Here is an 11,917-nt window from a genome sequence, read left to right as displayed (position 1 = left end):
TTCATGCCGTAGCTCTAGCGATTGAATTCAGCTTACCACAGACCTTCACCGTCCAAAACCCTTTTCTAACTGCCTTCAAATACCAAAAAAAACCTTCCTCCTCTCCGGAGAGATGGGGAAGGTTCTTCCTTGCTACAAAATGCTGTGTTCTGTATCGGTGTACCTGTAGAATCAGTAAGGAGCTTCCAGACTGAACCGTCCCAGCTTCCCTGCACGCAGCTCACGCAAAATGATTTTTGACGCCTTTTCAAGATCCACACGTCCGCCGCTAACAATACAGCCGCGTTTACGTCCGATCGCTTCCATGACGTTGACAATTTCATCAGGATTTTCTGTATCTTCAGGACGTTTGGTGAGCTCAAAGCGCTCTGCCATTACATCCCAATAGTACTGGACCAAATATTTAGTCGCAAAAAAAGCAATATCCTCGACATTCAGAATTTCTTCCTTGATCGCACCTGTAACAGCCAGACGATAGCCTACATTCTGATCCTCGAATTTAGGCCATAGAATACCTGGTGTATCCAGCAATTCAATTTCACCGATCTTGATCCACTGCTGTGCCTTCGTTACCCCTGGACGGTCACCCGTAGCTGCAATATTACGTCCCGCCATTCGGTTGATCAATGTCGATTTACCGACATTCGGAATACCAACAATCAACCCACGCATAGGACGCGGGTTCATTCCCTTCCGAATCTGCCGATCTATCTTTTCCTTAAGCAACAGCTTAGCCTGAATCGGGATTTCTTTTAGCCCCGTTCCAGTTGTGGCATCTACTGGTAAGGCCACATGCCCCTGCTCCTTAAAGTAGGCAATCCATTGCTGTGATACTACGGGGTCCGCCAAATCTGCTTTATTCAATATAATCATTCGCGGCTTGCCTTGCAAAATATCATCAATCATTGGATTTCGGCTGGAGAGCGGCAATCGAGCATCAATCAGCTCAATAACCAAATCAATCAGCTTTAATTTTGCTTCAATTTGGCGGCGCGCTCTGGTCATGTGACCAGGAAACCATTGAATCGTCACCGTCATCACCCCATTGTGCGTAACTCCAACTTTTACTCTTAGGCTCTTAGTTAGGATTACGGCAGCTATGCTGCTTATTAGTTATTCTAGTGGTTAATCCACTGCATATCTTTCGCCGGCCAGAAAATAACGTCAGCCCGACCCACGACTTCTTTCAAATCAATATATCCGATCATCCGACTGTCTGTACTATTGGAACGGTTATCTCCCATTACAAAAATATGCCCAGCCGGAACTTTTCCATCCTTAAACTTCTCATTTGGAAAATTTGTAAACTTGTTGTAAAGCTCGCCATTTTGATGCGCTTCTTCCAAAGGAGCTTTCAGGTAAGATTCCTGAATCGGCTTGCCATTTACTGTAATTGTGTCACCTTCTACCTTGACCGTATCTCCTTCAACGGCAATGACGCGTTTGATAAAGTCTCTTCCTTCCTCCGGCACATGAAACACGATCACTTCGCCTGGTCTAGGGGCACGGAAATCATACAAAATCTCATTCACAATGACGCGTTCTCCGGTATGAAAGTTAGGCTGCATCGACGGGCCATCCACAATAAACGGCTTAAAGAGAAGCCAGCGGATTAAAAAGACAAGCACTAACGCAATAATGATGGCCTTGAGCCACTCAAAAATCTCATTTTTTGGTTTACGCTTGGGCGTACCATCCTGATCAGTTGGCTGCTGTACAGCTCCTTGTCCTACTTCTTGCTCCATAGCTCACTGTCCTCTCTTTACGGTCAATAATCCACAGTTCCCTATGTACGTAGAAAAAACGAAAGGAGCTTGTAACCAAGCCCCTTTCGTTATTCGTTGTATTAACGACGAATTTCTTTAATTCTCGCTGCTTTACCGCGCAGTTCACGAAGATAATAAAGCTTCGCACGACGCACTTTACCACGGCGAGCCACGTCGATTTTATCGATTTTCGGGGAATGAAGCGGGAAAGTTCTTTCCACACCTACACCGTAAGAAATTTTACGAACTGTAAAAGTCTCACTGATTCCACCACCACGGCGTTTAATTACAACACCTTCAAACAACTGGATACGCTCACGAGTTCCCTCAATAACTTTCACGTGCACTTTCAAAGTGTCACCAGGACGAAAGTTAGGCAAATCTTTACGCAGTTGTTCTTCAGTGATCGCTTGGACGATATTCATCTATGACTCCCTCCTTCCGTACAGGTGTTCATGCTTCTTCTGGAAACACAACCGTTTCCTTCATCATCCACAGAGGACCACCGTATTACACACAACAGATGTATTGTATCATGGAGGATACCGCATTGCAACAACAAAAAGGGATTTGACCAAACATTATTTAATTGACTTTATTATAGAACAGGTCACTGCCTGCTTTCAAATCCACTCATGTTTAAAGCGTTTTAATGCTTGTCTTCCAAAAATTCAGCTTTGCGTTGCTCCTCAATCCACACACGCTCCTTGCCTGTCAGTTCAGCTTGTTCCAATAGATCCGGTCGGCGTTCCATCGTGCGACGTAACGCCTCTTGTCGTCTCCAAGAATCAATATTGACGTGATGCCCTGACAGGAGTACATCGGGTACTTTCCAGCCCCGAAACTCCGCAGGCCGGGTATAATGGGGGTATTCCAGCAGCCCCGTACTAAACGAGTCCGTTACCGCACTCGTTTCGTTCCCCAGAACTCCTGGAAGCAACCGTGTCACACTGTCAATGACGGTCATGGCTGGAAGCTCACCACCAGTCAATACATAATCTCCGATAGAAAGCTCATCCGTCACCAAATGCTCTCGAATACGCTCATCATAACCCTCGTAATGCCCACATATAAAAATAAGATGGTCCTCTTTAGCCAGCTCTTCCGCTTTCTTTTGCGTAAAAGTCTCGCCTTGTGGACACATCAAAATGATACGCGGAGATTTTATGTCTGTGTTACGTTCTACCCCTTCAAGTTGGTTAACTTCATCGGCAGTCTCTAATGTTGGTTGCTCTGATTTATCCAACAGCGCTTCCACAGCAGCAAAAATAGGGTCAGGCTTCAAAACCATGCCGCCCCCACCGCCATAGGGCGTATCATCCACTTGTCCGTGTTTGTTGCCGGCATACTGACGAAAATTAACCGCTTGCAGTGATACAATTCCCTTATCCCTTGCTTTTCCCAGAATGCTTGCATTAAATACTCCATCAAACATCTCTGGAAACAGGGTCAGCACATCCACCCGCATTACAGCAGACCTTCCATTAACCGTACCGTAACTCGTTTTTCACGCACGTTTACATCCAAAATAACATCTTCTATATACGGCAATAGCAGTTCCTTGCCTTTAGGCATTTTGACTACCCATACGTCATTGGCTCCCGGAGTCAAAATTTCCTTGACCACGCCGAGCTCATTTCCGTCCTCGGTCACCACTTCCATGCCGACTACTTCATGAAAATAGAATTCATTTTCTTCCAATTCGCCTAACCGCTCAGCAGATACCTTCAACAATGTACCTTTATATTTTTCAACTTCATTAATATTGTGATATTCCTTAAATTTAGCGACAACCATATTTTTTTGAAAACGCGCTGTTTCAACAGTTACGGGGATCGGTGCTTTACCTTCAGCCGGAACAATCAAAAGCTCACTGCCTTTTGCAAAGCGATCCTCTGGAAAATCTGTCGTCGTTAATATTTTTAGCTCCCCACGGATTCCATGGGTGTTCACAATTTTTCCGACATTAAACAATTGTTGCATCGTGTTCCTCCTGCTTGTAATCGGTCCCGCTCCATATCATCTTCATCATGTACGAAAAAGGGTTAGGACATACATCCTAACCCACTTTCGTATATCTTTAAGATATGATGTCTACGGTAACCCGTTTATCCATCTTAACGGCTGCTGATGCAACCACAGTGCGAAGCGCCTTGGCGATACGACCCTGCTTACCAATGATCTTGCCTACATCCTCAGGATGTACACTAAGCTCATATACAACAAGCCGATCCTTCTCCAAGGTCTTCACGGTTACATCTTCCGGATGATCGACTAAAGCCTTAGCAATGATTATCACTAATTCTTCCATGGTTGACCCTCCGTATCAGCACCTTATTTCTGTAGTTTAGACTCATGAAACTTTTTCATTACGCCCGCTTTGCTAAGCAAGTTACGGACTGTGTCGGATGCTTGTGCACCATCTTGCAACCATTTCAGCGCTTTATCTTCATCAATTTTTACAACCGCTGGTACTGTGATTGGGTTGTAGTAACCGATTTCTTCGATAAAACGACCGTCACGCGGGGAACGAGAATCAGATACCACGACGCGATAGAAAGGAGCTTTATGTGCACCCATACGTTTCAGACGAATACGAACTGCCACGAAAATTCACCTCCTTCAAAAAGTAGACTGTATATTGTTATCCATAATTCCAAGGGCCTATTGGCCTTAGCGGAAAGGAAACTTCATACCTTTACCCATACTCTTCAACTGCTTCATAGCCTTGTTTTTGCCACCCTTAGGTCCCATCATATCTGAGAACTGCTTCATCATGCGACGCATTTCGTCAAATTGCTTTATCAGACGATTTACCTCAGCCAGTGATGTTCCACTGCCTACAGAAATACGTTTGCGACGGCTATGATTAATCATGTCTGGGTTTTGCTTCTCCTGTGTGGTCATAGAATGAACGATAGCCTCAATTCGGCCCATCTGTTTGTCATCCACTTTGATATCTTTCATTTGCTTCATGTTGCCCATACCGGGAATCATATCAAGAATCTGGTCGATTGGGCCAAGCTTCTTAACTTGATCCATTTGCTCCAGAAAATCTTCGAAAGTAAACTCGGCATTACGCATTTTCCGTTCCATTTCCTTCGCCTTATCGGCGTCGATATTGGACTGCGCTTTTTCAATCAGGGACAACATGTCACCCATACCTAAAATCCGTGAAGCCATCCGTTCAGGATGAAACGGCTCCATCGCATCCAGCTTTTCACCCAATGTAGCAAACTTGATCGGACATCCCGTTACAGCTTTAACCGATAAAGCTGCACCACCACGAGTGTCGCCATCCAGCTTTGTCAGTACAACTCCCGTTAACTCTAGGCTAGTATTAAAGTGCTCCGCAACGTTAACCGCGTCCTGCCCCGTCATGCTATCTACAACCAGTAAAACTTCATCCGGGTTGACGTTGGTATGAATCTGGCGCAACTCTTCCATGAGCTCTTCATCAACATGAAGACGACCGGCAGTATCTATAATAACGTAGTCATTTCCATTATCCTTAGCATGCTGCAAACCCTGTTTTGCGATTTCCACTGGGCTTGTCTGATCTCCCAGAGTAAATACAGGAGTATTAATCTGCTCCCCAAGAACCTGAAGCTGCTTGATCGCGGCTGGTCTATAAATATCACCAGCTACAAGCAATGGGCGATGATTTTGCTTTTGCAGCAATTTCGCCAGTTTACCAGATGTCGTCGTTTTACCTGCGCCCTGGAGACCCACCATCATAATGACCGTAGGCGGTTTGTTTGCTTTGGCAAGCTTGGCCTGACTGCCACCCATCAACTCGGTCAGTTCCTTGTTCACGATGTCGATGATGACCATGCCTGGCGTAAAGCTGTCCATCACTTCCTTACCAACGGATTTCTCCTTTACCTTGGCAATAAAGTCCTTTACAACCTTGAAGTTAACGTCCGCCTCAAGCAAAGCTAATCGTACTTCGCGCATCGCCTGAGCTACATCATCCTCAGACACTTTTCCTTTACCGCGCAGTTTACTGAATACATTTTGCAAGCGAGTCGATAATCCTTCAAATGCCATACTTTCGCACCTCCTTGTCTACCAGGGTTGTTTGTTCTTAATCTATATGTCCTACAGTTCCTGCAGGCGATTTACAATTTGATGGACATGTTGCAGAGTACCTTCATCGGACTCACTGATTTTACCGAATGCCTCATACAACGTCTTATTTAATTCATCGAGATCTTGGATTCTGCGCTCATACTTACTTAGCAAACCAAGCTTTTCCTCGTACATTTCCAATACCTGTTCAGCACGTTTAATATGTTCATATACTGCCTGACGGCTAATTTGAAATTCCGATGCAATTTCCCCTAAAGAAAAATCATCATGGAAGTAATATTTTAAAAACATCTGTTGCTTCTCTGTAAGCAGAGGTTCATAGAAGTCAAACAGTCGGTTAATCCGGTTTGTCTTTTCCAGCCGATTCTCCTGACTCATCTTGTATACCTCCATCGTCAAGGAAAAACACTTTACAGTTCTTTTCAACGTTCCTTATGATACCTAAAAGAAAAGAAGATGTCAAGCGTTATCCCTTGTCATACAAAAAAAAGCCGATCCACTGTCCTTAAACGGAAGTACGGATCGACTTTTTACACATTGTTACTTAAACCCTTACTGGAGTAAGATACAGCAGAACAGCCAGAAAATGAAGTATGCTGCCTGCCAGAACAAACAGATGCCAGATCGCATGGTGATATGGAAATGCCCGCCACACATAGAAAATCGTGCCCAACGTATACATAAGGCCACCTACGAACAATAACGTCATCCCTCCGGCGGGAACAGTCGCAACCAGAGGATTCCAGGCAATGGTGATGAGCCAGCCCATCACAATGTAAAACACGGTAGACATAAACAGGAAGCGCTTGGTGAAGAACGCCTTGAACAACACACCGAACAGTGCAATCCCCCAAATCACTCCAAACAGTGTCCATCCCAGAGTACCTCGCAGTGCAACGAGCATAAACGGGGTGTAGCTACCTGCAATGAACAGGTAAATGCAAGAATGATCGAATATTTCGAACAAATCCTTCATTTTTCCTTCACGCAGGCTATGAAGCAACGTTGAATTAGTGTACAACAGCAGCATCGTAATCCCGTAAATCGTAAAGCTGACGACATGCCAAGTGGTTCCTTTCATGCTAGCAAAAACAATAAGCAACACAAGCGCTGCCACGCTTAAAACGGCTCCAATTCCATGTGTAATGGCGTTGGCTACTTCTTCCCGTCGGGAGTAGGTATAGGTGTTTGCCATCGGTTTTTCACCCGGCTTCCTGATTTATATTTTACATACAAGATACATTACATATACGACATCGACAGACCTCTTGCTTTCATTATACATCTGGGCAAACTTGAACAGCAACAGGATGGCTACTTAGTTATCCCAAACGTAGCATGAAAGCCCACTTTAAACGTATCAGTTCTGTTCTTCCTCGCCTGTAGCAGTTGCTTCGACCGTCTCTTCCTGAATCAACCCCGCGAACAACGCATGAACGAATTGCTCGGAATCAAACGGTTGAAGATCATTCACTTTTTCACCTAAGCCCACCAGCTTAACAGGCAAATTCAGCTCCTGACGGATGGCCACAACAATCCCGCCCTTCGCTGTACCATCCAACTTCGTTAGTACTAGCCCGGTTACACCGCTTTTCTCACCAAACAGCTTGGCTTGGTTAAGTGCATTTTGTCCAGTCGTCGCATCAAGTACCAACAACACTTCATGAGGAGCATCTGGAATCTCGCGTTGAATCACACGGAAAATTTTGTTCAGTTCCTCCATCAGATTGCTTTTATTCTGAAGACGTCCTGCGGTATCACACAACAAAACATCCACTTGTCGCTGCTTGGCAGCCTGTACGGCATCAAACATAACTGCAGCCGGATCGGAACCGGATTGCTGCTTAATAACCTCTACACCTGCCCGCTCGCCCCATACCTCCAACTGTTCGATCGCACCCGCCCGGAACGTATCTCCGGCAGCCAATAATACTTTTTTTCCCTCTTGTTTAAAACGATGAGCTAACTTGCCAATGGTTGTCGTTTTGCCGACGCCATTGACTCCCACGAATAGAATGACTGTAATTCCGTCAGGACTCATTTTGAGCTGACTGTTGTCATTCCCCCGCAGCAACTCGGACAGCTTTTCCGACAATACAGGCTGTAATTCGGATGCATCTTCAATTTTGCGCTTTTTCACTTCTTCTCGCAGGTCTTCAATGAGGTTCATAACCGTGTTGACGCCTACGTCCGCTCCGATCAGAATTTCTTCCAGTTCCTCATAAAATTCCTCATCAATCTTTTTGCGGCGAATCATCAAGTCCGTTACTTTTTCAACAAAACCTTTACGTGTTTTTTCCAATCCATCTTTGAACTGTTTTGTGACCGATTCAGTTTTGTTTGCAATGCTTTCCTTCAATTTCCTAAAGAAACTCATGGATTCCCTCCGTTGGTCTGAAAGTATGTTGTTTAATGTCAGGCAATCTCAGCTTCATCGTTGTCCAGCTTGACAGATACGAGTTTGGAAACCCCGCCTTCCTCCATCGTAACCCCGTACAGCACATCAGATTCTTCCATTGTGCCCTTGCGGTGTGTGACTACAATGAACTGTGTCTGCTCCGAGAATTCTCGTAAATACTGGGCAAAACGCACCACGTTTGCTTCGTCCAATGCAGCCTCTACTTCATCGAGTACACAGAATGGAACAGGTTTAACGTGTAAAATGGCAAATAGTAACGCCATCGCTGTTAACGCACGCTCACCGCCCGACAGTAGCTGCAAGTTTTGCAGTTTTTTGCCCGGTGGCTGAGCTACGATGTCAATTCCCGTCTCCAATAAGCGTTCCGGGTCAAGTAACACGAGATCAGCACGTCCGCCTCCGAACAGCTTGGAGAATACCGTTCCAAATTCGCGCCGAATAGCATCGAACGTAGTCTTAAAGCGTTTGGACATTTCTTCATCCATTTCACGAATAACCTGATAAAGTGTTGTCTTGGCCTCCACCAAATCAGACTTTTGCTCATCAAGAAACGTATAACGCTCATGCACACGCTGGTATTCATCAATGGCGCCCAGGTTCACCTCACCCAACGCGGAAATACCACGTTTGAGCCTTTCCACCTCGCTCTGCGTACCTTCAATATCTTCCGGTATAGGGTAACGCTGCTTGGCTAACTCATAACTGAGTTCATAATCATCACTTAATTTTTTCAGAACGTTTTCCAGTTCCACATCAAGTCGATTTACTCCAATTTCCGTTTGACGAAGCAACTCCTCCACTGACTTGAGCTGAATTCGCTGTTCTTTTGTATCGTTTTCAGCCACTTCAAGCTTTTTGGACAAGCTGCTGCGTGCAGCCCGCTTGAATTCCAGTTGTTGTGCAGCTTCTTCTTTTTTCAAACGGTATTGATTGAGATTTTCAATCTGTTTCACAGTCTCCTGCTCATTGGTCAGCAAATCTGCTTCAATGGAAGCTAGTAACGTTTTGTTTTGTCTTGAATCCTTACCAAGAGTATCATAATCCCCACGCAATCTGCGCAACTGCTCTTCCAATGAAAAGCGTTCCTGGTCCAGCTTTCCTTCTCTTACTTTGAGATTCGTGAGCTCTCCCTGCAACTGCTCTTTGGCAGATTCGTTGGCTTTACGGGCGAATTCAGCAGCGTGAATGGCCTGATGCGTTTTCTTTTCTTCTTCCTCCAGCGCAGCTAACTTTACCAACGCTTCTTCCCGGGAAGTTTCCAGCTCCTTGATTTCCTGATCAAAGCCCTTTTTCTCCTGACCAGACGCAGCGACCTGCTCCAGAACATGACGAAGTTCATGCTCCAGTTGCTTAAGTTCCATTGCCATCTGTTGCTCTTCACCGCGCTTCACATCGCCGCCCTGACGCAGCTCGTCCAGACGGGTCTGTGTCTCCTCCAACTGGCGTTTGGTATCTATTGCACTCTGGCGCAACCTTGCAATTTGCTGCTCCGTATCTACAATGTCTTGATCCAACTGATCCAACTGACGTTTGCGTCCAAGCAGATTAGCATTTTTCTTGAACTGGCTTCCACCAGTCATGGAACCCCCTGCATTGACAACATCGCCTTCCAAAGTGACAACGCGGTATCTATATTGGCAACGAGCCGCAATACGGTTTGCGTCTTCCAACGTACGAGCAATGACCACATTCCCCAAAAGACTGCCTACAATTCCGGCATATCGATCATCATACTGAACAAGATCAGCACCGATCCCGACAAAGCCTTCAGCTCCTTCTGCAATTTGGCGTTCTCCTGCGCCGATTTGACGCGGGCGGATAACATCCATAGGCAAAAATGTTGCTCTGCCCAGTTGACGTTGCTTTAGAAAACTAATTGCCTGTCTGGATACGGATTCATTTTCCATCACGATATGCTGAACTGAAGCACCCAAAGCGGTTTCCATCGCCTGCTCTAAATGCTCAGGCACCCGAATCAGCTCTGCTACCGCTCCATGCACACCGTGCAAGGTTTCTTTTCGTGCAGCCTTCAATACCTCTTTAACTCCAAGCATGAAGCCGTCAAAGTCATCCTGCATTTCCTTCATTGTATCTCGCCGTGAAATTTGAGCCTCACGTTTTTGTTCCCATTTACGAACTGTACCCTGGTTTTCTTCCAAAAGTTTTTGCAGGGCCTGGTACTTTTCACTTCCCTGAATATAGCCACTACGCAAACTACTGATTTCCTGCCCCAGCTTCTGAACCGCAGCTTCCAATCCCTTTTTGCGCTGTTCAAGTTGTACTTTCTGGGCTTCCCATTTGCCGGATTCGTCACTTACGCGAGTCACACGCCGTTCCAATGCTTCCTTCTGTTGGTCTGTATAACGGATTTCGTTACGCGCCTGCGCCATCTGATTCATCAGCTCCAGCAGACCACCCTTTAGACTTTCTTCCTGCTCCTGGCTGATTCCGCCTGTAACTCCAATCAGTTTTGCCTCTTCGTCAGACAGCCGCGCACGCAACTCGTCAAGCTCTACATTCAGTGCAGACAGCTTTTCGTTCAGCTGATCCAGTTCACTCTTGCGCTCGGAATGCCGTGATTCGCTTGTACTAAGTGATAAGATCAGTTGTTCCCGATTAGCCGCCAGATTGCGTGTGCGCTCTTTGAGCAATTCGCCGTAGCCTTCACTTTTCTCCGTCGCTTCACTGTATTGCAGCAGATCCCTTTGCAACTGTTCTACTTGCTCTTCCAGCTGGCGTAATTCGTTGCGGTCGCTTTCCAGCATCGCATCATGGCGGGAGACCACCGTAGACAACTGAAGTTGCTCCTGCTGCAGCAAAGCTAATTTGGAAGTCGCATCGCTCCACGAAGTATGAATTTGTTCAATTTGATGGACGTACATAGAGATTTCTTTTGATTTCAATTCACCGCGTAGCTCTTTAAAATGAATCGCCTTTTCTGACTGCTCCTTAAGCGGTCCAATCTGATCCTCCAGTTCACTAACTAAATCGTGAATACGCAGCAAATTTTGCTCCGTCTCATCCAGCTTGCGAACCGCATCTTTTTTACGGGATTTATATTTTACGATACCCGAGGCTTCCTCAAAAATACCTCGACGATCCTCAGATCGAGTACTTAGGATTTCTTCAATGCGTCCCTGCCCAATAATGGAATAAGCTTCTTTACCAATCCCTGTATCCATAAACAGCTCTGTAATATCTCGGAGTCTGCATGATTGCCGATTAATGAAATATTCACTATCCCCACTTCGATGTACACGTCGCGTTACCGTAACTTCACCAAAATCCAGAGGCAACGCCTGATCTTCATTATCCAACGTAAGCGATACTTCACCGTAATTAACAGCCTTACGAGCATCACTACCTGCAAAAATAATGTCCTCCATTTTGCCGCCACGCAGTGATTTGGCACTCTGTTCGCCCAGCACCCAACGAATCCCGTCGGAAATATTACTTTTTCCGCTTCCGTTGGGTCCGACGACTGCCGTAATGCCGCGGACAAATTCCATTTCCGTTTTATCTGCAAACGATTTGAAGCCCGCCAGCTCAATGCGCTTTAAAAACATGCTCAATCTCACCTCTAACATTTCAAATATGCTTGTACAACACCGTTTACCTGATTGATATGAATTATCCCTAT

At 45.7% G+C, this 11,917-nt stretch carries 12 protein-coding genes; all 12 read right to left on the bottom strand.

The genetic code is table 11. The annotated features are described in order from the left end of the window. Positions 1-171: 171 nt before the first annotated feature. The 12 genes from ylqF to smc all read right to left on the bottom strand — a co-directional run bounded on the left by ylqF (position 172) and on the right by smc (position 11,843). Positions 172-1,032: a ribosome biogenesis GTPase YlqF gene (ylqF, locus tag MKX46_RS25200; protein WP_029514994.1), complete on the bottom strand. Its 861-nt coding sequence runs from the start codon at positions 1,030-1,032 to the stop codon at positions 172-174. A gap of 86 nt (positions 1,033-1,118) precedes the next feature. Then, a complete protein-coding gene (gene lepB, locus MKX46_RS25195) occupies positions 1,119-1,745 on the bottom strand; it encodes a signal peptidase I (RefSeq protein ID WP_029514995.1) in 627 nt (208 codons plus the stop codon). Between the two features lie 101 nt (positions 1,746-1,846). Continuing rightward, positions 1,847-2,191 (bottom strand): 50S ribosomal protein L19, encoded by a 345-nt coding sequence (gene rplS / locus MKX46_RS25190; RefSeq protein WP_010346403.1) that lies wholly within the window; start codon positions 2,189-2,191, stop codon positions 1,847-1,849. Positions 2,192-2,415: 224 nt separating this feature from the next. Beyond that, complete coding sequence (gene trmD / locus MKX46_RS25185; RefSeq protein ID WP_209948026.1) at positions 2,416-3,234, bottom strand: tRNA (guanosine(37)-N1)-methyltransferase TrmD; 819 nt, start codon at positions 3,232-3,234, stop codon at positions 2,416-2,418. After that, on the bottom strand, positions 3,234-3,749 hold the full coding sequence (gene rimM / locus MKX46_RS25180) for a ribosome maturation factor RimM (protein WP_013309864.1): 516 nt from the start codon (positions 3,747-3,749) through the stop codon (positions 3,234-3,236). The genes trmD and rimM overlap by 1 nt, the downstream gene beginning before the upstream one ends. Before the next feature lie 97 nt (positions 3,750-3,846). Beyond that, positions 3,847-4,077, bottom strand: a complete 231-nt coding sequence (locus tag MKX46_RS25175) for a KH domain-containing protein (protein ID WP_013309863.1) — start codon at positions 4,075-4,077, stop codon at positions 3,847-3,849. Positions 4,078-4,100: 23 nt separating this feature from the next. After that, the gene (gene rpsP, locus MKX46_RS25170; protein WP_013309862.1) at positions 4,101-4,373 is read right to left on the bottom strand and encodes a 30S ribosomal protein S16; all 273 of its coding nucleotides are present in this window, start codon (positions 4,371-4,373) and stop codon (positions 4,101-4,103) included. A gap of 66 nt (positions 4,374-4,439) precedes the next feature. Then, the gene (gene ffh, locus MKX46_RS25165; protein WP_069011393.1) at positions 4,440-5,816 is read right to left on the bottom strand and encodes a signal recognition particle protein; all 1,377 of its coding nucleotides are present in this window, start codon (positions 5,814-5,816) and stop codon (positions 4,440-4,442) included. A 51-nt stretch (positions 5,817-5,867) separates the two neighbouring features. Next, positions 5,868-6,236 carry a putative DNA-binding protein gene (locus MKX46_RS25160; protein ID WP_029514999.1) on the bottom strand — a complete coding sequence of 123 codons (369 nt, stop codon included), beginning with the start codon at positions 6,234-6,236 and terminating at the stop codon, positions 5,868-5,870. A 166-nt stretch (positions 6,237-6,402) separates the two neighbouring features. Continuing rightward, positions 6,403-7,053, bottom strand: coding sequence for a PAQR family membrane homeostasis protein TrhA (gene trhA / locus MKX46_RS25155; protein ID WP_025721713.1), 651 nt, complete (start codon positions 7,051-7,053; stop codon positions 6,403-6,405). A 165-nt stretch (positions 7,054-7,218) separates the two neighbouring features. Continuing rightward, complete coding sequence (gene ftsY, locus MKX46_RS25150) at positions 7,219-8,235, bottom strand: signal recognition particle-docking protein FtsY (RefSeq protein WP_025721714.1); 1,017 nt, start codon at positions 8,233-8,235, stop codon at positions 7,219-7,221. A gap of 38 nt (positions 8,236-8,273) precedes the next feature. Continuing rightward, positions 8,274-11,843 carry a chromosome segregation protein SMC gene (gene smc, locus MKX46_RS25145; protein ID WP_165147625.1) on the bottom strand — a complete coding sequence of 1,190 codons (3,570 nt, stop codon included), beginning with the start codon at positions 11,841-11,843 and terminating at the stop codon, positions 8,274-8,276. Positions 11,844-11,917 lie beyond the last annotated feature (74 nt).

It is taken from the genome of Paenibacillus sp. FSL P4-0113 (assembly GCF_038009305.1).
Taxonomy (GTDB): Bacteria; Bacillota; Bacilli; order Paenibacillales; family Paenibacillaceae; genus Paenibacillus; species Paenibacillus polymyxa_D.
Note: the sequence above shows the minus strand (reverse complement) of the source record. Positions and strands in the feature narration are given on the sequence as shown.